The 22772-nt window shown below is 55.4% G+C and carries 23 protein-coding genes, 1 other RNA gene and 1 pseudogene; 11 read left to right on the top strand and 14 right to left on the bottom strand.

Features of this window, described 5'->3' with window-relative positions; all coding sequences use genetic code 11:
- The 3 genes and pseudogenes from ABJF76_RS13855 to ABJF76_RS13845 form a co-directional block, all read left to right on the top strand.
- Window positions 1-205, top strand: a pseudogene (locus tag ABJF76_RS13855) (taurine ABC transporter substrate-binding protein); the annotation flags it as partial.
- 154 nt (window positions 206-359) lie between these two features.
- Window positions 360-1166 (top strand): taurine ABC transporter ATP-binding protein, encoded by an 807-nt coding sequence (locus tag ABJF76_RS13850; protein ID WP_413820341.1) that lies wholly within the window; start codon window positions 360-362, stop codon window positions 1164-1166.
- Between the two features lie 49 nt (window positions 1167-1215).
- Window positions 1216-2484 (top strand): ABC transporter permease subunit, encoded by a 1269-nt coding sequence (locus tag ABJF76_RS13845; RefSeq protein WP_413820342.1) that lies wholly within the window; start codon window positions 1216-1218, stop codon window positions 2482-2484.
- A 70-nt stretch (window positions 2485-2554) separates the two neighbouring features.
- On the opposite strand, the gene rsgA is transcribed toward ABJF76_RS13845, so the two are convergent.
- From rsgA to ABJF76_RS13825, 4 genes are all read right to left on the bottom strand, one after another.
- Window positions 2555-3589 (bottom strand): ribosome small subunit-dependent GTPase A, encoded by a 1035-nt coding sequence (gene rsgA, locus ABJF76_RS13840; RefSeq protein ID WP_413820343.1) that lies wholly within the window; start codon window positions 3587-3589, stop codon window positions 2555-2557.
- A gap of 328 nt (window positions 3590-3917) precedes the next feature.
- Entirely contained in the window at window positions 3918-5900 is a 1983-nt protein-coding gene (locus ABJF76_RS13835) for a putative bifunctional diguanylate cyclase/phosphodiesterase (protein ID WP_413820344.1), read from the bottom strand.
- Between the two features lie 190 nt (window positions 5901-6090).
- Entirely contained in the window at window positions 6091-6291 is a 201-nt protein-coding gene (gene rpsU, locus ABJF76_RS13830) for a 30S ribosomal protein S21 (RefSeq protein ID WP_413820345.1), read from the bottom strand.
- A gap of 122 nt (window positions 6292-6413) precedes the next feature.
- A complete protein-coding gene (locus ABJF76_RS13825; protein WP_413820346.1) occupies window positions 6414-7478 on the bottom strand; it encodes a CAP domain-containing protein in 1065 nt (354 codons plus the stop codon).
- Between the two features lie 263 nt (window positions 7479-7741).
- Here ABJF76_RS13825 and ABJF76_RS13820 point away from each other — a divergent pair, with 263 nt between their 5' ends.
- The 3 genes from ABJF76_RS13820 to ABJF76_RS13810 all read left to right on the top strand — a co-directional run bounded on the left by ABJF76_RS13820 (window position 7742) and on the right by ABJF76_RS13810 (window position 10541).
- Window positions 7742-8437, top strand: a complete 696-nt coding sequence (locus tag ABJF76_RS13820) for a COQ9 family protein (protein WP_413820347.1) — start codon at window positions 7742-7744, stop codon at window positions 8435-8437.
- 88 nt (window positions 8438-8525) lie between these two features.
- Window positions 8526-9515: an NAD(P)H-quinone oxidoreductase gene (locus ABJF76_RS13815; RefSeq protein ID WP_413820348.1), complete on the top strand. Its 990-nt coding sequence runs from the start codon at window positions 8526-8528 to the stop codon at window positions 9513-9515.
- Window positions 9516-9566: 51 nt separating this feature from the next.
- Window positions 9567-10541 carry a quinone oxidoreductase family protein gene (locus ABJF76_RS13810; RefSeq protein ID WP_413820349.1) on the top strand — a complete coding sequence of 325 codons (975 nt, stop codon included), beginning with the start codon at window positions 9567-9569 and terminating at the stop codon, window positions 10539-10541.
- 144 nt (window positions 10542-10685) lie between these two features.
- Here ABJF76_RS13810 and ABJF76_RS13805 read toward each other — a convergent pair whose 3' ends face one another.
- Both ABJF76_RS13805 and ABJF76_RS13800 read right to left on the bottom strand, forming a co-directional pair.
- Window positions 10686-11114, bottom strand: a complete 429-nt coding sequence (locus ABJF76_RS13805; protein WP_413820350.1) for a GFA family protein — start codon at window positions 11112-11114, stop codon at window positions 10686-10688.
- A 293-nt stretch (window positions 11115-11407) separates the two neighbouring features.
- A complete protein-coding gene (locus tag ABJF76_RS13800; protein ID WP_413820351.1) occupies window positions 11408-12037 on the bottom strand; it encodes a ribonuclease T2 family protein in 630 nt (209 codons plus the stop codon).
- Window positions 12038-12163: 126 nt separating this feature from the next.
- Here ABJF76_RS13800 and ABJF76_RS13795 point away from each other — a divergent pair, with 126 nt between their 5' ends.
- Window positions 12164-12925, top strand: a complete 762-nt coding sequence (locus ABJF76_RS13795) for a DUF1013 domain-containing protein (RefSeq protein WP_413820352.1) — start codon at window positions 12164-12166, stop codon at window positions 12923-12925.
- Between the two features lie 76 nt (window positions 12926-13001).
- Window positions 13002-14042, top strand: a complete 1041-nt coding sequence (gene ltaE / locus ABJF76_RS13790) for a low-specificity L-threonine aldolase (RefSeq protein ID WP_413820353.1) — start codon at window positions 13002-13004, stop codon at window positions 14040-14042.
- Here the strand turns inward: ltaE and ABJF76_RS13785 are convergent.
- The gene (locus tag ABJF76_RS13785; protein ID WP_413820354.1) at window positions 14030-14458 is read right to left on the bottom strand and encodes a thermonuclease family protein; all 429 of its coding nucleotides are present in this window, start codon (window positions 14456-14458) and stop codon (window positions 14030-14032) included. The two genes, ltaE and ABJF76_RS13785, sit on opposite strands and share 13 nt — an antisense overlap.
- 325 nt (window positions 14459-14783) lie before the next feature.
- A complete protein-coding gene (gene recR, locus ABJF76_RS13780) occupies window positions 14784-15377 on the bottom strand; it encodes a recombination mediator RecR (RefSeq protein ID WP_413820355.1) in 594 nt (197 codons plus the stop codon).
- Window positions 15378-15508: 131 nt separating this feature from the next.
- Between recR and ABJF76_RS13775 the strand changes: the two genes are divergently transcribed.
- A complete protein-coding gene (locus ABJF76_RS13775; protein WP_413820356.1) occupies window positions 15509-16150 on the top strand; it encodes a hypothetical protein in 642 nt (213 codons plus the stop codon).
- Window positions 16151-16160: 10 nt separating this feature from the next.
- Here the strand turns inward: ABJF76_RS13775 and ABJF76_RS13770 are convergent, their stop codons facing one another.
- The 6 genes from ABJF76_RS13770 to ABJF76_RS13745 all read right to left on the bottom strand — a co-directional run bounded on the left by ABJF76_RS13770 (window position 16161) and on the right by ABJF76_RS13745 (window position 21139).
- Complete coding sequence (locus tag ABJF76_RS13770; protein ID WP_413820357.1) at window positions 16161-16505, bottom strand: YbaB/EbfC family nucleoid-associated protein; 345 nt, start codon at window positions 16503-16505, stop codon at window positions 16161-16163.
- Between the two features lie 16 nt (window positions 16506-16521).
- Window positions 16522-16908: a hypothetical protein gene (locus tag ABJF76_RS13765; protein ID WP_413820358.1), complete on the bottom strand. Its 387-nt coding sequence runs from the start codon at window positions 16906-16908 to the stop codon at window positions 16522-16524.
- Complete coding sequence (locus tag ABJF76_RS13760) at window positions 16905-17276, bottom strand: hypothetical protein (RefSeq protein WP_413820359.1); 372 nt, start codon at window positions 17274-17276, stop codon at window positions 16905-16907. The genes ABJF76_RS13765 and ABJF76_RS13760 overlap by 4 nt, the downstream gene beginning before the upstream one ends.
- Window positions 17276-19024 (bottom strand): DNA polymerase III subunit gamma/tau, encoded by a 1749-nt coding sequence (locus tag ABJF76_RS13755; protein WP_413820360.1) that lies wholly within the window; start codon window positions 19022-19024, stop codon window positions 17276-17278. Before ABJF76_RS13755 ends, ABJF76_RS13760 begins: the two co-directional genes overlap by 1 nt.
- A gap of 173 nt (window positions 19025-19197) precedes the next feature.
- Window positions 19198-19295: signal recognition particle sRNA small type (gene ffs, locus ABJF76_RS13750), an RNA gene on the bottom strand.
- Window positions 19296-19339: 44 nt separating this feature from the next.
- A complete protein-coding gene (locus tag ABJF76_RS13745; protein WP_413822421.1) occupies window positions 19340-21139 on the bottom strand; it encodes a 5'-nucleotidase C-terminal domain-containing protein in 1800 nt (599 codons plus the stop codon).
- A gap of 165 nt (window positions 21140-21304) precedes the next feature.
- On the opposite strand from ABJF76_RS13745, the gene nudC reads away from it, so the two are divergent.
- Both nudC and ABJF76_RS13735 read left to right on the top strand, forming a co-directional pair.
- The gene (gene nudC, locus ABJF76_RS13740; RefSeq protein ID WP_413820362.1) at window positions 21305-22273 is read left to right on the top strand and encodes an NAD(+) diphosphatase; all 969 of its coding nucleotides are present in this window, start codon (window positions 21305-21307) and stop codon (window positions 22271-22273) included.
- 38 nt (window positions 22274-22311) lie between these two features.
- The coding region (locus ABJF76_RS13735) for an SRPBCC family protein (RefSeq protein ID WP_413822592.1) at window positions 22312-22772 on the top strand (461 nt) is incomplete at its 3' end.

Genomic DNA, 22772 nt, shown 5'->3' with positions numbered 1-22772 from the left:
GGACGAAGCGGCGACTGCCGAAACGCTGGCCGGTTTCACCTTCCCAACTGTTGACGAACAGCTAAGCGGTGCTTGGTTGGGTGGCAACGCTGCTGCCTTCATGAAGGGTGTCGCAGACGTGTTCGTGGCCTCCGGTTCGATCGATGGCGCATTGGACAGCTATGAAGGTGCGGTGAACACAGCGCCTTTGGAAGCGGCTAAATAATAGCCAATCAAAGGGGGCTCGCGTGCATTCTGTACGCGGGCCCTTTTTTAATTCGAGGTGGACGGTGCGTTCGCCTTGCAGCAGGGTAAGTGCAAAGCGGGGCTGTTCGTGTCCCAGCAAAGGCCGAACCCGACCAAGTGACTGATGGGGATCTATGTCCGGACTTTCAATCCAAAACCTTTCGATGCGTTTTGATCTGCCAGACGGTGGTGCAGTGCAGGCGTTGCAGGATGTTTCGCTTGACCTAAAAGCGGGCGAATTGTTGAGCGTGCTTGGTCCGTCGGGCTGCGGCAAGACGACGCTTTTGAACATCGTGGCAGGGTTTCTTGCGCCCACGGGCGGCGCTATGACTCTGAACGGGCATGAAATTCACGGCCCCGACGCTGAACGCGGCATGGTGTTCCAACAGGGTGCTTTGTTTGAATGGATGTCGGTGCGTGAAAACGTGGGCTTTGGCCCATCAATGAAGGGCATGCCTGTCGCGGAAAAGAACCAGACCGTCGACCATCTGCTTGATGTGGTCGGCTTGCAGGATTTCAAAGAAAAAGCCGTGTACGAATTGTCTGGTGGGATGCAGCAGCGTGTGGCTTTGGCCCGTTGTTTGGCCAATGACCCAGATGTCATTTTGATGGACGAACCGCTTGGAGCGTTGGACGCGCTGACGCGCGAAAAGATGCAAAGCCTTGTGCTGAAGCTGTGGAAAGAGACGGGTAAAACCATCATCCTCATCACCCACTCGGTCGAAGAGGCGTTGTTGCTGGGTGAACGTCTGATCGTCATGGCCCCGCGCCCCGGTCGTATCCACAAAGAATACCGTTTGCCGTTTGCAGAAATGGGCGTTGATGCCGATCTGCGCGAGGTGAAAAAGCACCCGGAATTCGGCGAACGGCGCGAAGAAATCCTAGGCATGATCTGGGATATGGAAGAAGAAATTATGGGCCGCACGGAGCCGAGCGCATGAAACGGTCACACGAAGCCAATCGCTTGAAACAGTTTTCGGAGAGAGCAACATGATCCCGTTTCTTCTATATGTCGCGATCTTTGCCATCGCCTTTTTTGTTGTACGCGCAGTGGCCGCTGGTGCGGCGCGCAACGATTACGGGTCACTCAAAACAGTCACCTTTGGTGACGAAAGCGCTGTGACCCCCAACCGGGCGGCCAGTGTGATTTCGGTTTTGACGGTGTTTTTCATGTGGGGCACCTTTACAGGTTCGTCCCTATTACCGCAGTTTTTGCACATGCCGGGGCCGTTTTCGGGCGACACCAGTTTCGAATACACGGCCGTGGATGCATCAGGTGCCGAAGACACAGGCACTGTGTCCGTCATCGTTTATGACAGTGAATCAGCGCCTGCAAAGCCCGAGGTTGAAGCGGGTGAAGGCTTTGCCACCAACGACTCTGCCGTCATCAAAAAGTGGGGGTCGGGTGTGATTGCAGTGCAGTCCAACGACCTGATCAAAAAGAAAGACGGCGCGAAGGTTATTGCGATCAACGGCACACCAATTACCAATGGTGGCACGGTCGAAGTGGACGGCGGCGAAGTGACGTTGACCGACAAAGGCACGCCAAATTTCAAGGCCGCGACAGGCTTGCAAATGGATCCGTTGTATTTGCCTTCGCCCGAGGGTGTTTGGTCACGTGTTTTGCGCATCGCCGACGAGGGCTTTCGTAACTTTTCGTTATGGGAGCATTTGGGGTATTCGCTGTTCCGCGTGTTTGTGGGTTTCTTCTTTGGCGCGCTGATTGGGATACCGCTGGGATACGCCATGGGGCTTAGCAATTGGGCGCGGGGCTGGTTTGACCCGATTGTCGAATTCATGCGCCCGGTACCGCCTTTGGCGTTGATACCGTTGATCATAATTTGGTTCGGCATTGGTGAAAACGGCAAGATCATTCTGCTGTTCCTTGCTGCGTTGTGGATCATGGCGATTGCGGCGCGTTCAGGCGTGTCCGGTGTCAAGATTTCCAAAGTGCATGCCGCTTACAGTCTGGGTGCCAGTAAGGCGCAAATTATGCGCCATGTGATTGTGCCCAATTCGCTGCCCGAAATATTTACGGGCGCGCGTGTGGCTATGGGCGTCTGCTGGGGTACGGTTGTTGCCGCCGAATTGGTCGCCGCGTCGCAGGGGGCTGGCATGATGATCATGGTGGCGTCCAAGTTCCAGCTGACCGAGATCGTACTGATGGGTATCATCCTGATTGGCATCATTGGCTTTGGTATTGATATGCTGATGCGCTGGGCCGAAAGCATTCTTGTCCCGTGGAAAGGGAAAGGCTGATCGCAGTCTTAAACCGGACAAACAAGCGGCGCTTTCGGGCGCCGTTTTTTGTTTGGGGTGTTGCCTGATTTTAATACCGTTTGCGGTTCTGTTTCTGGATCTGGTTGATCGTCTTGCCCAGTGTTTTGTCCTTGGTCTTGCGTTGTGCGATGCTGGTGGAGTTGAACGCCTCTTCTTCCATCAGCTTACGCCAACGCGCCAATCGTGCGGGGTCGACATCTCCGGCCTTCAGTGCGGCTTGAATGGCACAACCGGGTTCAACCGTATGCTTGCAATCGTTGAAACGACACTGCGTGGTCAGCTCTTGCAAGTCGGCAAACACATCGCTGATGCCGGCGGCTGCGTCCGTTAATTGCAATTCGCGCACGCCGGGCGTGTCCAGCACCAGACACCCATCCGGCATCACGTGCATTTGCCGCCCAGTGGTGGTGTGCCGACCACGTGCGTCGCTTTCGCGAACGGCTTGGGTTTCAATGCTATCGTTACCGGCCAGCGCATTGGTCAGTGTCGATTTTCCGACGCCCGAAGACCCAAGGAACGCAACCGTTTTGCCTGCGCCGCACCACTTTGCAAGCGCTGCACGCGGTGCCTCGCTTTTTGCGTTAAGGGCGATTACCGACACCTGTTCAGAGATCGCCTGCGCGGCATCTACATAGGTGTGCGCATCGGTGACCAAATCGGACTTGGTCAACAAGATCGCCGGGGTAATCCCCGCATCAAATGCTAACGCGATATAGCGTTCCAGACGCGCGACGTTGAAATCGCGATTGCATGACGTGACGATGAAAACCGTGTCGATATTGGCTGCGATCAACTGCACCGAACGATCATGGCCAGGGGCGCGGCGTTTGATCAGGCTTTTGCGTTCTAAAACTGCGCTTGCCGCCGGGGTGTCACGATCCAACAATAGCCAGTCGCCCACTGTGACGTCTGCACGAGGGGGCACAGTGTCGTCGATGCCGTCTCCGCGCAGGTAAAGCGCATTGCGCCTGACCTCCATCACACGCACGGGCGGGGTCGATTGTTGCGTCTTTGGGCTGACTTGATCGGCAAAGAAGGGCTGCCAACCAAGGGTTTGCAGCATTGAACGCGACTGTGCAGTCATGTGAGAGTTTTGCGGTGCGTGCGGGGCATGAAGTCTCCATCCAGATTGAAACGTGGTAGGCCGAGCGCGCTTTGGTTTCAAGGAAATCCTAGCAAAGCCGGAAAGTCGCACAATGTACGCCAACCTGAAATTAGGCGACCCTTGGTACTTTCAGAGATGAAGAATAAACATAGATAGCCGTACCTGTGACCCGGGCCCACCAAAGCTTCCACGTAAAATACCTAAAAACCTCAAGGAACCTCAATGCATGCGCGCAGTACACCTGACGTCGTTAATGTCGGTAGGTCAAAGATGCCAAACACCAAACCCTCGTCGATGACGGGTGATGTTACCCGGTAAGGCTTGTCTTGTTCGATCCGAGCCTAGCAATCGCAGCGAGTGTTTCGTCAGCGGGCATCGGTTTGCCATACAAATAGCCTTGGTAATGGTCACAATTGAGCGCGTCGAGTATGCCTGCTTGCGATTGGGTTTCGACCCCCTCAACGGTCACGCTCATGCCCATTTTGTGACCCAAAATAACAATCGTTTCGATGATTTCGCGGTAGCGATCTTGATCGAAATCCAACCCTTCCAGAAAGATTTGATCAATTTTCAGTTTGTCGAAATCATATTTCCACAAATATCCCAAGCTTGAGTACCCGGTTCCAAAATCATCCATTGCGATGGACACCCCGAGTGATTTCAGGCCAACCAATTGATCAGATACAGATTGTTCGTCGGACATCAGCAGTCCTTCGGTGACTTCAAGTTCAAGCCGGCTGGCCGGGAAATCGAACTCTTTCAAATCATTTGACACATTTTCAACCAAGGTGCCGCGGTTGAATTGCGCAGGTGAAAGATTGACAGAAATAAATATATGATCCGGCCAAGTCTTGGCCGTCACCATCGCATTGCGCAACGTCAAACAGCCAATGTCGTGGATGATGCCGGTTTCTTCCGCGATAGGAATGAATTCAGCGGGCGAAATGGGAACACCATCCCGGCTTTGCAAACGCAGCAACGTTTCAAAACCTAGGACGGAATTGTCTTTGGGGCTGACGATCGGCTGGAAGTACGTTTCAAACTCGTTCTTTTCAACGGCTTCGTGCATGCGCGCTTCTACTTCTCGGCGTCGGATCATAGCAGTATCCAATTCCGGAAAGTACTCAACAAGGCTGTCACGGCCGGTCGATTTTGCATGGTAAAGTGCAAGATCGGCAGCGCGCAAAGCATCCTTTGCTTTAACGTTCGTGTCGGCCAGAATGTACCCCATACTGACGCTGGATTTGATGGTCATGCCGTTGTATTCAAAGGGCTGACGCGCGGCGAATAAAATTTGCTGTCCGATGTGGACCATGTTCGCGTGCTTGATATCAGGCAGAGTAACCACAAACTCGTCACCACCCATGCGCCCCACAAAGTCAAAGGGACGGACGTGTTCCATGAGGGTCGACGCAATGTGACGCAGGAATGCATCGCCAAACTCGTGGCCAAATTCATCGTTCACATTCTTGAACTTATCAACATCCAAATAAATGACACCGGTGAGGCTGTCGGCTGCCCGATTGGCAAAAATTTGCTTGCTTTCCACTGACAGGGAGTGCCGATTAAGTGCGCCAGTCAGCTGATCAAAGCGCGACAAACGCGCGGCCCGTCGGGCGCGAGCATGTGCCTTTTCACGCATGGCCAAAAATGCGATCGAAGGAATGGCGTATAATGCCGCGCTGAGAAGTGGCAAAGCGAAGCCGATCCAATTCATAATGGTACGGAACGCATCTGCGTGTCTGGTTTTTTCGAGGTACAGGCTGATCACAGCCATAGGTGTCCCATCTTTATTCAAGGCAGGAACGTAGGCGTGAACATAGACGCTTGTCAGTCCTGACTGCTGCTCGCGTTGGATGATATCGAAAAAGGGATGTTCGTTGGCGGCGACATCTAATGCGCTTTGATCGAAATTGGATTCTTCCGTTGAATCGACCACGCCGTAGTCAGATGAATATGCTAGCATCCCATCAAGATCAAAAACTAGAAACGAGAAAACCCCCGAATAAGAGGTCGCCGAATCGACGACGTCTTGTTGTTCGATGGTCAATTCGCCTCTTGCCAGCATCGATTCAAGATCGGGTAAAACGGCATCAAATTGTTCGGCCCAACGCGAGGCTGAATGTTCGGCATCCGTCCGAATGATGCTGTTGACGGCCCTTTCTATCAACAGACTGACGCCAAACAAGATAATACCGGACAACATACAAAGGACGATGACAGGAACAGCATAACGTCGGATCGAGAATTTCTTTGAATCCTCGCGTAATCTGTTTTGCAAGTCCGTCATTGTCGATCCTCACCGGTGATAAAGTGAAGGGATCAATAGCCGTGTGTCGTTAATTCATTGTGGTTTCAAGCTGGTGGGTTTGCGGATTTTTACCTGCAATTTTGTTTGCATTGGAACGATCACAAAAACAAACCCCCGCGGCTGGGCCACGGGGGTTGTAACTGTCTGCACGTCGCGAGGGTGATTTACATCACAATTCGCGTTGCGCTTTTTTGCGTGCCAGCTTGCGGGCACGGCGGATCGCTTCAGCTTTCTCGCGCGCTTTTTTCTCGGAGGGTTTCTCGAAATGTTGCTTGAGCTTCATTTCACGGAAAACGCCTTCGCGCTGGAGCTTTTTCTTCAGAGCTCGGAGAGCCTGATCGACATTGTTGTCGCGAACACTAACCTGCATGTGGTTGTCACCACCTTTCTAGTTTCGAGTTGCAAGGATTTGCAGGAAGCTGGCCTATAGCAAACCCCTGATGCTCTGTCCAGCACCACAATGGTTGAAAACAACGGGGCATAAGCTCAACATCAAAAGACAAAATCACTGGCCTCCAATTCGGTCATCGTAATGCCCTGCAACACCGTGACTGCGCCATCAAAGTTGTCGATCACGGTGTTTGCGCCGCTTTGTGCCAAGTGACCATCGCGCATCAGGTCGGAAAAGCTGACAATGTCTTCGACGCGGCTTAGGTCGATGCGTTCACCCGCTTGGTCCGGGTTGAAATCCGCCACTGTGTCTCTGCCCATACTGATAATGAACGTGTCACTCCCTGCGCCGCCAGTGAGTTTGTCATTGCCATGGTTGCCGTTTAACCGATCGTTGCCGTTGCCGCCCAAAAGCACGTCGTTTCCTGCGTTGCCATGCAAGCGGTCATTGCCATTGCCGCCACGAAGGATATCGTTGGCGCCACCGCCATGCATTCGATCTTGATGGTTTCCACCAAACAACGTGTCGATGCCTGCTCCTCCAGCTAGGAAATCATTGCCAGTCCCGCCTTGCAGATTGTCACGTCCTGCGCCGCCAGTCAGCGTGTCGTTACCTGCCATACCCGTAATCTGGTTGTCTCCATTATTGCCGACTAAAACGTCGCGTCCTGTTGTGCCCAAAAACGGATCGCTTGATGGTGCTGCCTGCAGGTCAAGCTGCACAGGGGCGGACGTGCTGGCAAAGTTTTGTGTCACATAGACCGCGTCATAACCACGCCCATTTCCCTCTTCGATCCCAATGCCGATTAAGTCAAAGTCGGGGTTCAGAATGTTTGCCCGATGGCCCGGGCTGTTCATCAGGGCCTCGTGAAGGTCAGCAACATCATCAGCGATACCCGGCGCTCCGCGTTCAGATTGGAATGCGATGTTCTCGCCCCACGTCCAGTTGCCGGACAGCTCAAAATCTGCATCGCGTATCCGGTCACCGGGATCTGAACCACCAATACCCGTGTGGCTAAAAATGTTTGTTTCATCCATCCAGACGCTGTGATCTTCGCTTGCGTCATTCAGGCGTTTTTCAAGCGTGAGTGGATCGAGCCCGCTTGAGGCGCGTTCGTTATTGATCAGATCAAGCATCATGCGTTCAAAAGTACTGGCAACGGACATGGATATTCTCCTTATTTTGCCTTGAGTGGCGCAAGAAGGGATGGACGGCAGCAACCCGTGGCAGCAAGGGCGTCATGCGCCGTGCCGAATTTGAGGCGGATTGGTGCACGTTCAATGCCCGAGCGTTGGCAGCGTCCCGCGCAATCGAGGGACTGGGGTGACGTGTTGTGTGGTCTTGGAGATGGCGGGCGGTGAAAGGGCATGAGGACGCAGGCAGGGGGTGTACTCTTGCTTCGTTCGTGATCGCGCCCTAGCTTTAGGACATGATGTATACTTCGAACCCGAATCTTGAACGTTTGCTCGATGCGGCGTTGCTTCATGTGCCTTTTGATGGTTGGTCTGAAACAACGTTACAGGCTGCAGCACGGGATGCAGACATCGACCCTGCTATGGTGCAGGCACTGTGCCCTCGAGGCGCGGTCACGTTGGCATTGGCCTTTCACGCACGCGGGGACGCCGCAATGGTGGCACGTCTTAAAACTGACGTCCTGCCCGAGCGTTTTAGCGACAAAATAGCAGCAGGGGTGCGTTTCCGTATCGAAGCCGTGAGCGACAAAGAGGCCGTGCGCCGGGGGACGACATTGTTCGCGTTGCCGATGCATGCTGCGGACGGTGCCAAGGCCATTTGGGGAACGGCGGACAAGATTTGGGATACGCTGGGCGACACCTCTGAGGATGTGAATTGGTACACCAAGCGCGCGACGTTGTCTGGCGTTTACAGCGCTACGATCCTATTTTGGTTGGGCGATGACAGTGCCGACAATCAGGCCACTTGGGCGTTTCTTGAGCGCCGTATCAGCGACGTCATGCAGATCGAAAAGGTCAAAGCGCAGGTGCGTGACAGCAAACTGTTAAGTGGCGTCTTGGCCGGTCCAAATTGGCTGCTTGGGCAGATCAAAGCACCCCAACGCATGGCGAACCCAGATTTGCCAGGCCATTGGCGGTCTGACGGCCAATAGGTCCGTCTGCGCCGTTTTGCACAGATACGCATGTGGCTTTCTTTTCTGAACCGATTGGGGATACGGTGCCCAAAACGGAGCGGATGATATGACCAAAGAAATGCGCGCAATCGAAATCTCAGCACCCGGTGGGCCGGAGGTATTGAAACCCGTCCAACGCCCGCGCCCTGACCCCGCCCATGGGCAAGTGGTCATCAAGGTGGCTTGGGCCGGGGTGAACCGCCCGGATGCCTTGCAACGCGCAGGGCTTTACAATCCGCCCCCCACTGCCAGTGACCTGCCCGGCCTCGAAGCGTCGGGCACTATTGTGGCTTTGGGCAGTGGCGTGAGCGGTTGGAAGGTTGGCGACCAAGTGACAGCTTTGCTGCCGGGTGGCGGCTACGCCGAATATGTTGCGACGCCCGCAGCGCATTGTCTGCCGGTGCCGGAAGGTATGGGGTTGAAAGAAGCCGCCTGCCTGCCCGAAACTTTCTTTACTGTCTGGTCTAACGTCTTTGTGCGGGGCGGGTTGAAGGGCGGCGAGCGTATTTTGATCCATGGGGGTTCCAGTGGTATCGGCACCACCGCGATCCAGCTTGCGCATCACTTTGGCGCACGGGTTTTTGTGACCGCCGGGTCAGACGGAAAATGTCAGGCGTGCCGTGATCTGGGTGCCGAGGTGGCCGTCAATTACCGCGATGCCGATTTTGTTGAGGTGATGAAGGAACAAGGTGGCGCTGATGTTATTCTTGATATGGTTGGCGGCCCGTATATCCAGCGCAATCTGAGTGCCTTGGCGGATGATGGGCGCCTTGTGCAGATCGCATTTTTGCAAGGGCCCAAGGTCGAATTGAACATGGCGCCATTGATGATGCGGCGCTTGACGATGACAGGCAGTACGTTGCGCCCTCAAAGTGATCTGGCCAAGGCCCGCATCGCGCAGGATCTATCCGAGGCGGTCTGGCCATTGCTTGCGGCGGGTCGGATTGGACCAGTCATGGATTCCGATTTCCCATTGGACAGGGCAGCGGATGCGCATGCCCGTATGGAAAGCAGCGGGCACATCGGCAAGATCGTGTTGGAAGTGGCAGGCGGCTAGATGCAGCCAACTTGGCCGTTGAATGACAAATAGACAAAAGGGGATTCCCGCATGGCAAAGACCGCAATCATCGAGGCTCACGGCGGGCCAGAGCAGTTTCGCCTGATCGAACGTGACGTAGGCGAACCCGGGCCGGGCGAGATCAGGATGGCGCACAAGGCGATCGGATTGAACTTTATCGATGTTTATCAGCGTTCGGGTCTTTATCCGATGGCGCTGCCCCATGCGTTGGGTATGGAAGCGGCCGGGGTGGTTGAGGCTGTCGGGGACGGTGTGACGCATCTAGTTGCGGGCGACCGCGCGGCTTATGCGGCCAACCCTCCGGGTGCTTATAGCGAAGCGCGGGTGATGCCTGCGGCCCATGTTGTCAAATTGCCCGATGCGGTGCCCTTTGATGTGGCGGCGGCGATGATGCTTAAGGGTTTGACGACCGAGTACTTGTTCCACCGCACAACGCCTTTGACAGCCGGGGATACGGTCTTGTTTCAGGCGGCTGCGGGCGGGGTTGGGATGATTGCCTGCCAATGGGCACGCTCCGAAAAGATCACGTTAATTGGGACCGCTGGAGGGGCAGAAAAGTGCCAATTGGCGCTGGATCGTGGGGCCGCGCATTGCATCGACTACAAGGCCGAGGATTTTGTGACAAAGGTCCAAGAGCTGACGGATGGCAAGGGCGTCGATGCAGTGATGGATGGGGTCGGCAAGGATACGTTTGATGGCTCACTCGATTGTTTGAAACCTTTGGGCATGATGATGTCGTTTGGTAATGCGTCGGGTCCAGTGCCGCCCATTAACATCGGTATGTTGGGCCAAAAGGGGTCTCTCAAAGTGACACGGCCTACGCTGTTCACCCACATCGCAGACCCCGAAACCTTACGCGCCATGGCAGAGCGTTTGTTTGCCAAAGTCACATCTGCCGACGTGACCCTGCGCATCGATCAAAGGTTCAAGTTGGACGATGTCGCAAACGCCCACCGCGCTCTTGAAGCACGGCAAACGACGGGTTCAACTGTGATCGAGATTTAAGGCGGGTAAGGGCCAAGCTTTGAACCATCGTGAAGCAAGCTAATCGAGTTCAATTGCTGTTTCAGTGAACATGGTGTTTGCGTCGTTACCTGGCACAAACGACGATGAAGCATCTTGCAGCGAAAGTCGGCTACGAGCCCAGTGTTACTTTGGAAGCTTTCCTAAAATGAGTGCGATAAGCGTTCCCCATCCAGTAAAAGCGACCTGTTGATCTTGCGAAATTGTATAATGGATCGGCTTATCCTCGGAAAAAATCTCTCTGGTTAGAACCCAATCATCCTGATCATCAAAGAGACCTTGGCCGAACGTATATTTCTTGGAATGTCGCGGTTTATGCCAAATTGATGATCCACATACTGTGCATGAGCCACGTGAACCTATGTTCGAAGATTTCCAGTGTGTTATCGCACCGTCGATCTTTATAATTTCATCGCAAACAACCCCCATCCAGACACCACCACACCAGCGGCGACACATTTTGCAATGACATGCGCCATAGGTTTTTGGGGATTTGACTGAAAAGGTTACTGCCCCGCACGCGCATCGGCCTGAACGTATATTGGATTCGTCCAAAATGCTTCCAAACTTGATTTTTACGTAAACGGCCTCTTATTCGTAGCGAAGTAATGCCCAATTGTGAATGACTTTTTTGTCCCGCGTAACGGCCTTTTACACGGCTTGCAGCTTAGATCTGGTGTGCGTCAAAAAGTCAGCCAGTTGGCCAATTTCACAGGGTGTGACCTGCTAGCTTTTTTCGAGACCTCACCGACCCAAAAAGCACGACAGGACATTCATATCTTTTCAGCAATTCGGTGCTGCATATGTCGGAAGGATCACGCAGACAGTGTCGTTCATTTCCGGTACATTTACCGCACCGGCGTAAACCGTGCATCGCGCGCGCGGCAGTCGCGGACGACGTCTTGGCCGCAGGGCACGGGGGATAAATCACGAGACAGGCAGATACGTGCCTCTTGGATAAAACCATCGCGGCAGGTGATGGTTACCCCGTCTGCTTCCATGTCGGGGTTGGATTGCAAAAAGGCGTCTTCTACCACGGCGGCGGGCACTTTTACTTCTTTGTCGAGTTTGCGGAACACTGGCGGGCGCACGACGCGTTCATAGGCCTCTCGAGACAACGCATAGTAAGCCGAGGCCGAAAGACCCGTGCACACCCCATGCTTTTTCCATTGATGCCAAGCAAGGCCAGACGTGCCCATAATATCAGCCATATCCGCCGTCATGCCGCGTGAGGGCGCGCGTTCGTTTGTGGGGCAATAGGCTGGAAACCCACTATGAAACTGCGGCCACAGCCCATGCATGATCCAACCGTGATCATGGCGTGCATCGCATTGATCAGAATCGCGCGCGTCGCCCTCATAGGCGCACCAATTGGGCGACCAGCTGAGCGAAAGCACATAATAATCAAATGCTCCGGACTTTTCGCCTTCGGCCCAGCTGGGCAGGGCCAGCAACATCCAGATCAGCAGAACACGCATAAGGCTTTCCTTTTTTCTTTCCGCCCCTTATATCCCAGCCAAGTTCCCCCACAATGGTAACCCGCTCTGCCAGCCAGAGCCGCCGATTTCAGGCGACGGGAAAGATATGCGCGAAGGAGCATGACAATGGCAAAACCGATCATGGCACGGGCCACCGCAGTTTGGCTTGTGGACAACACCACACTGACGTTCAAACAGATCGCGGACTTTGTTCAGATGCACGAACTTGAAGTGCAGGGCATTGCTGATGGCGATGTGGCCGCTGGCGTCAAAGGCTTTGATCCCGTTACCAATAACCAGCTGACCCAAGAAGATATCGATGCCGCCGAAAAGGATCCGCTGCACAAGCTGAACCTGAAATTTTACGCGGCGGCTCAAGGCGAAGAAAAGCGTCGCGGTCCACGTTATACGCCGTTGTCCAAGCGTCAGGATCGCCCGGCTGCGATCTATTGGTTGGTGAAATTCCACCCTGAACTAAGCGATGGTCAGATTTCGAAACTTGTAGGCACGACCAAACCGACGATCCAAGCGATTCGCGACCGGTCACACTGGAATATTTCCAACATCCAACCTGTTGATCCAGTTGCTCTTGGCCTGACCAAACAGTCTGAACTGGACGCTGCTGTGCAAAAGGCCGCCGCCAAAAAGGCCGCCGATCAACCGGTGATGACAGATGACGAGCGTCGCAAGCTGGTCAGCACAGAACAATCCCTTGGCATGGATCCAGAGCCCAAGATTCCAACAGCGATTGAGGGTCTTGAGACGTTCTCGTTGTCCATGGATGTCAGCAATGACGAAGATGATGAGGACAAATCGACCCTCGTTGACGCGGATAGCCTGTTCAACCTGCCAAAAGGCGGTGGCGACGACGAAGACGAACAGCCCTGATCGCTTGATCGGCCTTTATTATCTGAACGGGCGCGCCTAGGCTGGGCGTGCCCGTTTGCGTTTAAGGAGCTGCCCAGTGAACCAATATGCCGCGACGCAGGATGCCCCTGCCACCCAGATCATTTGCGATTTGCGCAGCGATACCGTCACCGCCCCCGACGCCAAAATGCGTGCCGCGATGGCGGACGCCGAAGTGGGCGACGATGTGTACGGCGAAGACGCAACCGTCAATCGCCTCGAAGCATCCTTGGCCGAGCGCCTTGGCAAAGAGGCGGGGTTGTTCCTGACCTCGGGCACGCAAAGCAATCTGGTGGGCCTGCTATCGCACTGCGCGCGGGGCGAAGAAATCATCACCGGCAAGGATTACCATATTTGGAAATACGAGGCAGCCGGTGCGTCAGTGCTGGGCGGCATTGCCCTTGATCCACTTGCGGTCGCGACTGACGGAGGTTTGGAACCTGACGCCATTCGCGCGGCCATCAAAGAGGACGACTCGCATCACGCGATGTCGCGCCTATTGACGCTTGAGAACACGCACAACGGTCTGGCTGTCCCTTTGGAACGCTGCATGGCGGCGGCGGATGCCGGGCGTGATGCTGGCCTGTCCGTCCATCTGGACGGCGCGCGGTTTTTTAACGCAGTCGAGGCGCTGGGTTGTAGTGAAATTGATTTGGCGGGCATCTTTGACACGATTTCGATTTGTCTGTCCAAGGGCTTGGGCGCGCCGGTTGGGTCCGTTTTGGTCGGCCCGCGCGACGTGATTGACCGTGCGCGGCGCTGGCGCAAGATGTTGGGTGGTGGTACGCGCCAAGCTGGTCTGTTGGCGGCTGCTGGGCAGTTGGCATTGGAATACAACGTTGACAGACTGGCCGAAGACCGCATGCGCGCCGAGCGTTTGGGCCAAACGTTGTCAGCGTACGGCGATGTGCAACAGGCCACCAACATGATCTTTTTCACGCCCAAGGGTGGTGTGACACCTGCGATGCAGCAGCATATGGCGGGGCATGGCGTACGCCTGAGCGGGGCAACTGGGACCACACGGTTTGTGCTGCACAAAGACGTCACAGATGAAGGCCTGCAAGCCGCCATCACAGGGTTCGACAGCTATTTCGCCTGATCTTGGGCGCGTGCTTTCTGGTGCGCGTCAAATTGGGCCCACACGTACATGCGTCCTTTTTGGCGCGCGTCTGCCAGCCACAATTTCTTGCGCACGCCTTCCGGTTCGAACGTACGGTAATCGCCTTCAGAGTACTTCGGCCAATCCAACGCAAGCCCAAGTTTGACCATCTCTTCGGATAAATCCCGCCCATCCGGTAAAAAGCACATGGCAACGGCCCGCCCATGCACATCTTTTTCGATGATTTTGGCACGCACCTGCTGGCCCTTGCATAACGCGACCATGGCCCACTTTGCTTTCTTTCCGTAGGGGTGGTTCAATTCAGGCGCATCGACGCCGTAGATGCGGATTTCGGTCTTTTTGATGACAAGACTGTCGCCATCCACGACAAAAGCTGGCCCTTCGATCACGGGCATGTCCGCTCTAGGTCGCGCCGGTTTTTTGTATGGTGTTGAGGTGCGTTTTTTCTGCGCTACCTGCGGTTTTGGCGCGTTTGGTTGGGGCCTCCTAGTTGTTGGCCGTGTAGTCTGCCGAGTCTGGCGTCGCGTCCGACGCGAAAGCCGAAACATGCGGTTGGCTATACTCCGCAACTGGTGCCACGCAATGTAAACGACGACCCAAAAACATAAGAGCCCAAATAGTACTTCCATGCGCCCAACCACTTAGCTTAGGTCAATACATCTATGTTTGACCGCTTGATGCTATCGTGTGGTTGAAATCACATGCAACCCACAGCTGCACTTAAAGCGCTTTACGTGCCCGCATCGCCGCTGTGATCGTACCGTCATCAAGGTAGTCTAATTCTCCGCCAATCGGCACGCCTTGGGCCAGCGACGTTAGGGTTACTTGTCCGTCCAATTGGTCCGCGATGTAATGCGCCGTGGTTTGGCCGTCGATGGTGGCGTTCAAGGCCAGAACCACTTCTGAGATATCTTCGGTCGCGACCCGGTCAATCAACCGCGGGATGCGCAATTCTTCGGGACCCACGGCATCAAGGGCAGACAGCGTGCCCCCCAACACATGATAACGTCCCTTGAACACGCCCGAACGTTCCATCGCCCACAGGTCGGCCACGTCCTCGACGACGCACAATTCGCCATTGCCGCGTTTGGGCGATGTGCAGATGTCACAGATGTCGGTGGTGCCTACGTTGCCGCAATTCATGCATTCGCGGGCCGTGGCGGCGACAATCTGCATCACATCTGAAAGCGGCGTCAAAAGTAGCGCGCGTTTGCGAATCAGGTGCAACACGGCACGCCGCGCAGAACGGGGGCCAAGCCCCGGCAGTTTGGCCATCATGTCGATCAGGGCATCAATATCGCGCGTGCTGCTCATGGGGTGCAAACCTATTGCGCTTTGGGGAGAACAGGAAGGTGCGAAATTTGTTGAGGGGTTGAGGCTATGTTCACCGCTTTTCAACAAACGGGACATAGCATGGCAGGAAATGAACTTTGTACCGGGGGCTTATGACGCGTTTTCTTTTCCACTTAGGCTTGGCGCTTGCGGTTGTTTGGCTGCCTTATGGGGCATGGGCATGCGACTATTCCGCCCCAATGCGCCTGATCAGTGCGACACTTTCGTCGGTTCAAGACACTGGTGGGCGGGTCAGTCCCTATCATCGTGCACGGTTGCGTCAGGCCTTGCAGCGCATGGATGTAACTGCGGTTGAGCGTGAAATGAAGGGGACTTTGGGGCGCGCGGATCAACGGGCCGCACTTGCGACGCTTACTTTATCAAGCGCTTTGGTGAACGGCTCAGGGTGGGTGCTTGATGGGCGCGATGTTGCGTATGTGAAGCATCTGGCGAATGCCATTCGTACATCATGTTTGGCCGATACAAATGCAAAGGCGCAAAACACAGCAACAGATGCGACTTTGGAACAAGGTGATCCGCAGGTCGGTAATGGTGGTGCTTCTGGTCTGACCTTTCGCCAAGGTATTGCGAGGTTAAGTTTGACCTTTACCATCTACATGACGTTTCTGGCCTTGGTCATTGGCCTGCGCCGGGGGCGAAACAGTCCGGTGTTTTCTGTACCGACGGATGATGGCCCCCCACCAGGGGCGCGCGCTTTTTCGCCAAGAATGGCCAACGAAATATCAGATATTTGAGGCCAGCTTTTTAGAAGGGTAATTTCATGCCAGCCGGCAGGCCCATGCCTTCGGTCAGCTTGCCCATTTCTTCTTGGGATTTCTCGGCGGCTTTGGCTTGTGCATCTTTGATCGCGGCAAGGATCAAATCTTCGACGACTTCTTTGTCGTCACCGTTGAAAATCGATGGGTCGATATCAAGCGCTGTCAGTTCACCTTTGGCAGTGGCCGTTGCCTTGACCAAACCAGCACCAGATTCGCCAACGACGGACACGTTCGTCAAATCGTCCTGCATTTGCGCCATCTTGGTTTGCATTTCCTGCGCTTTTTTCATCATTCCGGCCATATCGCCGAGCCCGCCAAGTCCTTTGAGCATTGCTGCCTCCTGAATGTTAATCGTCCGCGTTGCGCGGCTTGGTATAGATCACTGTCCCTACACATATCGCAGCGACCACAGCGATGAACAAGGTGGGTGAACCGATACAGCCTTCGGCGATCGCTAAATTACGGGTACCCGTCGGATCCGCGGTCGTGATGAGGGCAATGAACCCGGTCCAACCTAAAACAGCGCCCAAGCCCATCCATTGGTTGCGGAAACGCAAAGCGATGATCGTGAACGCGAGTACGACCAGAGCGACTGGGGTCGTGAACAGCGTGAACGCTTCGCCGATCGCTGTCACATCAGTGCCATCCCAATTGGGCCGTTCTTTGTCGCAGATTTCGGCCCATGCGGCGCCCGGCAGAGCCACAATTACGCTACCTATGTACGCAAGTTTCATGCCCAACCCCTTAGCATCTTTCGGCTTGCTCGAATTAGACCAAACAATCCGATTCCGGCAAGTGTCGCCCACCACACTTCTTGGTTGCCGATGCAGCCTTCTTGTTTCGCGGCCCAATTGACGTCGTCCAGAAACAACGGATCGGTAAAAAATAAAGCATAGACGCAGATGAGTAGAGTTCCGAACAAAAGAAAGATCAATTTTCTTTGCAAAACAAAAAGGATCGATAGAACGACGATAAGTGCGGCAAAGGGGTTGGCCAGTTGCCCGATGACTTCTTCGAACATGTTAGTGTGCGATCCGTCCCAATAGGGGCGTACTTTATCGCAGACTTCCGCTGACGCCGCACCCGGCAAAGAAGCCAGCATCAGTCCTCTTCGAAAGGATCCCATTCGTCGTCCACTTCGGGCAGCGCTTCGTTTTGGGCTGCGTTTGCGATGTCTTGTGCCGTGCGAATGTCGGTGATTTTGGCGTGCGGGAATTGCGCTAAAACCGCCTGCACAAGCGGATGTGCTTCGGCCTGTGATTTCAACGCAAGGTCGGCTGCATCGCGTACTTCGGCGATTGTGGGCGCACCACCTTCGTTGACCAAGGTCACGGCCCAGCGATTGCCAGTCCAAAATTGCAATCGTTGCCCCAACCTTTGGGCCAGATCACGGGGTGCAGTTGGTCCGGGTTCAAATTCGATGCGACCGGGTTGATAGGCAGCAAGGCGCAAGTCGGTTTCAACATCAATCAGCAACTTGCCGTCGCGGTTGGTGCGGATCAGTTCAAGCACATGTTCAAAGGTGGGATAGCGTGCCAGTGCCGTGTCTCGGTCCAGTGCAAGCGCGGTTGTTTGGCCTGATGCGTTGGGTTGTGACACGGCATGCGTGTTGGTATGTGCCACGGCCTGCGCGCCCGAAGAGGGCCCTCCGTTTGGTGCTGTGGGTGCCGCGGCCGGGGCAGGCGGCGTTGCGTTTTGCAACTTGCGCACCAGCTCTTCCGGGCTGGGCAGGTCTGCAACATGTGTCAGTCGGATAATGGCCATTTCGGCGGCCATCATGGCGTTGGGGGCCATGGCGACTTCGTCCAAGGTCTTGAGCAGCATTTGCCAAAGGCGAGTCAGGACACGCATGGGCAGGGTTTCGGCCATGGTCAGGCCACGGCTGCGTTCATCGGGGGAAATGGTCGGATCATCGGCGGCCTCGGGCGTGATTTTCACCACGGACACCCAATGCGTGATTTCTGCCAGATCGCGCAACACGGCCATCGGGTCTGCGCCGTCAGCATATTGCGCGCCAAGTTCTGTAAGCGCGCCACCGGCATCGCCCTTGAGGACCATATCAAACAGATCAAGCACGCGACCACGGTCTGCTAGACCCAGCATTGCGCGCACTTGGTCGGCGGTGGTTTCGCCCGCCCCGTGGCTAATCGCTTGGTCAAGCAGCGATGTCGCATCGCGGGCTGATCCTTCGGCTGCGCGGGTGATCAGCGCCAGAGCGTCATCAGCGATTTCAGCACCTTCGGCGGTGGCAATCTTTTGCAGCAATGCGATCATCACTTCGGGTTCGATGCGGCGCAGATCAAAGCGTTGGCACCGCGACAGCACCGTCACCGGAACTTTGCGAATTTCGGTGGTGGCAAAGATGAATTTGACGTGCTCGGGGGGTTCTTCGAGCGTTTTCAGCAGCGCGTTAAAGGCGCTGGTCGACAACATGTGCACTTCGTCGATGATATAGATTTTGTATCGGGCCGAGGCCGCGCGGTAGTGCACCGAATCGATAATCTCGCGGATGTCACCCACCCCGGTATGCGAGGCGGCGTCCATTTCCAGAACGTCCACATGACGCCCTTCCATGATCGCGCGGCAAGGTTCGCATTGTCCGCAGGGTTCGGTTGTTGGCCCGCCCGTACCATCAAGGCCGACGCAGTTCATGCCCTTGGCGATAATTCGTGCTGTGGTTGTTTTGCCGGTGCCACGGATGCCCGTCATCACAAAGGCCTGCGCGATCCGATCCGCTTGAAACGCGTTTTTCAGCGTGCGCACCATTGCGTCTTGGCCGACGAGGTCGGCAAAGGTTTCGGGGCGGTATTTGCGGGCCAATACCTGATATTTTGGGGCTGTGTCTGACATGGGCCTCGGATTCGTTGTGACGTGCCAAGAGTAGGGCGCGCGTGCGGTGACGTCCACAGATTAAGGACCGGAAAAAAGAGTGTAGTGATTGGTCTATGACCAAGCCGACCCTTTTGTGGATTTTTACCAACTGCGGGCGGGCGTCCGCGCGCCTTGCGGTGCAAGGTGCGCTAAGGTGAGAGATTGACAACGACCCAAGCGGGGCTCGTTACGGCTGCTTCCTTCCGGATCTGACCGGGTTGGCGAGGCGCCTGCCCGCGCCAACCTCTCAAGCAGTGATATAGTCGCGCCAATGCGCGCATGCAAGCGCTGCGATTAAAGGACCACGCTAAGTTCCAAAAAGCCCGCGTCATTCACTTTGATGACCTTGGGTTCAAACCTTGTGATGTCATGAAGGTGTGTGCGCGCATTAGGGGATGTTTCAATCGTGACACGTGTGCGGCCCGCGTCCGCAAAGTGCCAGGCTGAACGGGTTGCGGCAGCAGGCATGGGGGCACATGCCACGTCGTCGCACACCGCCGAGAACAAATCGACATGGGTTCGCAGCACATGAGGATCGCCCGGCAGGTCGGGAAAACCACCGCCCCCAGCGCCACGATAACTTGTTACGGCCAGCAAAAACGGCTGCTTTGGATCGACGGGTTGGCCCTGATACGTCAGGCTGAGCACCCGTTTTGCCTTTGTATCGATCAAACGCCCAAAGGGATCGTATTTGGCAGGTTGAAATGGGTCTATAACGGCCTCAAGCCCGTGCAATGTGTCAAAGTTGTATGACGGCACATTGGGGTCGACCAAACGGCTTTGCGCGCATTTTTCTGGCGCGAAATATCCGGCAGAGCGTTCCGCCCAACGCCATAAATCAGCGCCTTGCAACGTGACAGCCCAGATGGTGTTGGGATGTGGGATCAAGGTGGCGATATCTCGGGCGCGCACGATGCCGGGTTCGACCTCGACATAATTGCGCGGGCCTGCACGCCCGCCCAAGGCTGCTGGCGACACAGACGCAATCAAAGGGTATTCTGACAGCGCTGTGCCTGCGACCTGACCTGCGATGCAGCGTGTCATTGCACGGGCTATCATTGCGCCAGACACGTCCGATTGCAGCATGCTGAAATAGCTGTGAAACCCTGTCTCAGTTTGGGCCAGTTCAACATCAAGGGCTGTGTTTGTGGCGGCAATGGCAGGTGCTGCCAGATTGATGATGTCGGAGCGTGGTGTGTCTTTTGGGCAAATCGTGTGCAGTGCTGCTTTGTGCTGCGCGACATGCCAGCCATGGCTATCCCATTTGATGCGAAGGTCGATAACGCCAAGGGCTTCGGCCCCAAAACCGGGCATGACGGCAGGGACGCCGTGCACCGACTGAGGCCCGCCGGGAAGTGGGAACAACTGATGCGTATGCCCCATAATCAACGCGTCAATGCCTTTGACCTCTTGAGCCAGAACGGCTGCAAAGTTCTCGCTTTCATTGCCGTTAAATGCTGATATCCCGCTGTGACACAGGACGATAACCACGTCCGCGCCGTCTTGTTTCAATTGCACGACCGCCTTCTGAGCAGCTGTTACGCCTTCTTCAAAGTGGATCACGCCAGACAAGTGCCTGTAGTTCCAAAGCGCTGTTTGCGGCGGCAATACAGAGGTGATGCCAATGTTTAAAACGCGCTTTGTACCGTCCGAACAGGTGACAGTGCGGTGTACGGTTGTAGTTGCCGCTACGTTTTCAATGCTGCCGCTGGCAAAACCCGCGCACACCGTCGGCGCTCGCGTCTGTGCGACGATGCTTTCCAGAAACGGAACGCCAAAATCAAAGTCATGGTTGCCTAAGCCGACGGCATCATAGTCCAAAGAATTCAGCAGGGCGGGCCATGGGTGGACGGCATGTTCAGGCCAAGTCGCGCAAGTGGTGCCAACAGAGGTGCCGTGCAGCGAGTCTCCGTTGTCGAGCAACACACAAGCGCCGGGCGCATCGCGTCGCGCAGCATCAATGCGGAGTGCCAACATATCCATACCGCGGTCCGCAGAGGTGTCATTTCGCAATGGATTCCACCCCGTGATGTGCATGTGCACGTCACTTGTAGCGAGAATGCGTAAGTCACTGATGGTCTGAGGAGAACCCATAGCACCAAATGCACTTATAGGTAGAGTTAAGGCAAGCCCACGTGACGCGAGGCCAACAAAGCGGTGGCCAATGGCACACACATTGGGAACCATTGCACACGGCCCCAGCCCATGCCAAGCCTAGGCGCACGGTACATGACACAACAGGGAAAAAGGGCAAAAACCATGCGGCACGCCGAAACAGTGACTTTTGGAGGCTCTGCCTTGGACCGTGCGGGCGAATTGCGCGCAGACCCGGCGGCGTTGGCGGCTGCTGCGGTGGATCCCGCTGCGCGGACTATGCTTTTTTGGCGCGGCAAACCCTTGGTCCACAACGACCAATCTGTCCGCCTGATGCGTGTAGGCATGGATCATCCTGCCCTTGTTGATGCGATTGATCCGCCAATATTTCTGGGCCGCGAAGACGGTGCACCACGATTTGCACATGAGCTGTCAGCTTGGACGCCTGAGGAATTAGATGAATCGCAATTGGGCGGCTTCATGGACCCAAGCGAACAGCGCCACCCGGCGTGCGGACCGGATGAAGTTTTTGTTGAACTGCGCCGCGTGATGACGTTTTTGGATGCGCGAGATGCCGAATTGGCCGCCACTGCTAAAGCAATGTTCAGCTGGCATATTGCGCACGGGTTCTGCGCAAAATGTGGTGCTGCGTCCGAAATCGCGTCGGGGGGGTGGCAACGCACGTGCCCGGCCTGCGGGACGCACCATTTCCCTCGGACTGACCCGGTTGTGATTATGCTGATCACCCGCGGGAATTCTGTGCTCATGGGGCGTTCGCCCGCTTGGCCGGAAGGCATGTTTTCGCTGTTGGCCGGCTTTGTTGAGCCGGGCGAAACCCTAGAAGCCGCCGTGCGACGCGAGGTCTTCGAAGAGGCCGGTGTGCGCGTGGGTGCGGTGAGCTATTTGGCCAGCCAGCCATGGCCATTCCCTGCGTCACTTATGTTTGGGTGCCGAGGCGAAGCGACCAGTGACGAAATCACAATCGACCCGGTCGAAATCGAGGCCGCGATGTGGGTGACCAGAGAAGAAATGATGACAATCTTTGCAGGAGAACACGACACCATCCTGCCTGCGCGCAAAGGGGCGGTTGCACACTTTTTGCTGGAAAACTGGCTTGCGGACACGTTGGATTAATCAGAAACTACAAAAAAGACACGAAACAGGCGCAGCACATGAAATTCACGACCCGAGAAGACGTTTCAGCCCCAATCGAGCAGGTCTTTGAGGCCTTGCGCGATTTTGAAGGGTTCGAACGCCAGGCCATGCGTCGTGGAATTGAAGTGCGGCGCACGGACAATTTGAAGAAGGCCAGTGTGGGCCTGTGTTGGCAAGTTGCCTTTGAATTGCGCGGGCGCAAACGCGATATCGCGCTAGAATTGGTGCGATTTGAATCGCCAAATGAAATGGCTTTCAAGGGTAAGTCATCTGGCATCGATGCTGATTTTGTCATTGAATTGATGGCCCTGTCACGCACCCGCACACGTATGGCCGTTAACTTGGAAATCACGCCGTTGAACTTGTCGGCGCGTTTGCTTGTGCAGTCTTTGAAGCTGGCAAAGAATAGCCTGACCAAGCGCTTTAAACTGAAGGTCGCGAGTTATGCAAAAACGCTGGAAGACCGGTTGCAACGAAC

The sequence above is a fragment of the Tateyamaria sp. genome (genome assembly GCF_039940735.1).
GTDB lineage: Bacteria > Pseudomonadota > Alphaproteobacteria > Rhodobacterales > Rhodobacteraceae > Tateyamaria.
This window is presented reverse-complemented; position numbering and strand designations above follow the sequence as displayed.

Coding starts and splice junctions, on each gene's coding strand:
- ABJF76_RS13820 (WP_413820347.1), top strand. CDS start 7,742: ATGATGTATACTTCGAACCCGAATCTTGAACGTTTGCTCGATGCGGCG.
- recR (WP_413820355.1), bottom strand. CDS start 15,377: ATGAGCAGCACGCGCGATATTGATGCCCTGATCGACATGATGGCCAAA.
- ABJF76_RS13815 (WP_413820348.1), top strand. CDS start 8,526: ATGACCAAAGAAATGCGCGCAATCGAAATCTCAGCACCCGGTGGGCCG.
- ABJF76_RS13795 (WP_413820352.1), top strand. CDS start 12,164: ATGGCAAAACCGATCATGGCACGGGCCACCGCAGTTTGGCTTGTGGAC.
- ABJF76_RS13755 (WP_413820360.1), bottom strand. CDS start 19,024: ATGTCAGACACAGCCCCAAAATATCAGGTATTGGCCCGCAAATACCGC.
- ABJF76_RS13835 (WP_413820344.1), bottom strand. CDS start 5,900: ATGACGGACTTGCAAAACAGATTACGCGAGGATTCAAAGAAATTCTCG.
- rsgA (WP_413820343.1), bottom strand. CDS start 3,589: ATGACTGCACAGTCGCGTTCAATGCTGCAAACCCTTGGTTGGCAGCCC.
- ABJF76_RS13765 (WP_413820358.1), bottom strand. CDS start 16,908: ATGAAACTTGCGTACATAGGTAGCGTAATTGTGGCTCTGCCGGGCGCC.
- rpsU (WP_413820345.1), bottom strand. CDS start 6,291: ATGCAGGTTAGTGTTCGCGACAACAATGTCGATCAGGCTCTCCGAGCT.
- ABJF76_RS13745 (WP_413822421.1), bottom strand. CDS start 21,139: ATGGGTTCTCCTCAGACCATCAGTGACTTACGCATTCTCGCTACAAGT.
- ABJF76_RS13785 (WP_413820354.1), bottom strand. CDS start 14,458: ATGCCCGTGATCGAAGGGCCAGCTTTTGTCGTGGATGGCGACAGTCTT.
- nudC (WP_413820362.1), top strand. CDS start 21,305: ATGCGGCACGCCGAAACAGTGACTTTTGGAGGCTCTGCCTTGGACCGT.
- ABJF76_RS13810 (WP_413820349.1), top strand. CDS start 9,567: ATGGCAAAGACCGCAATCATCGAGGCTCACGGCGGGCCAGAGCAGTTT.
- ABJF76_RS13845 (WP_413820342.1), top strand. CDS start 1,216: ATGATCCCGTTTCTTCTATATGTCGCGATCTTTGCCATCGCCTTTTTT.
- ABJF76_RS13775 (WP_413820356.1), top strand. CDS start 15,509: ATGACGCGTTTTCTTTTCCACTTAGGCTTGGCGCTTGCGGTTGTTTGG.
- ABJF76_RS13825 (WP_413820346.1), bottom strand. CDS start 7,478: ATGTCCGTTGCCAGTACTTTTGAACGCATGATGCTTGATCTGATCAAT.
- ABJF76_RS13850 (WP_413820341.1), top strand. CDS start 360: ATGTCCGGACTTTCAATCCAAAACCTTTCGATGCGTTTTGATCTGCCA.
- ABJF76_RS13800 (WP_413820351.1), bottom strand. CDS start 12,037: ATGCGTGTTCTGCTGATCTGGATGTTGCTGGCCCTGCCCAGCTGGGCC.
- ABJF76_RS13770 (WP_413820357.1), bottom strand. CDS start 16,505: ATGCTCAAAGGACTTGGCGGGCTCGGCGATATGGCCGGAATGATGAAA.
- ABJF76_RS13760 (WP_413820359.1), bottom strand. CDS start 17,276: ATGCTGGCTTCTTTGCCGGGTGCGGCGTCAGCGGAAGTCTGCGATAAA.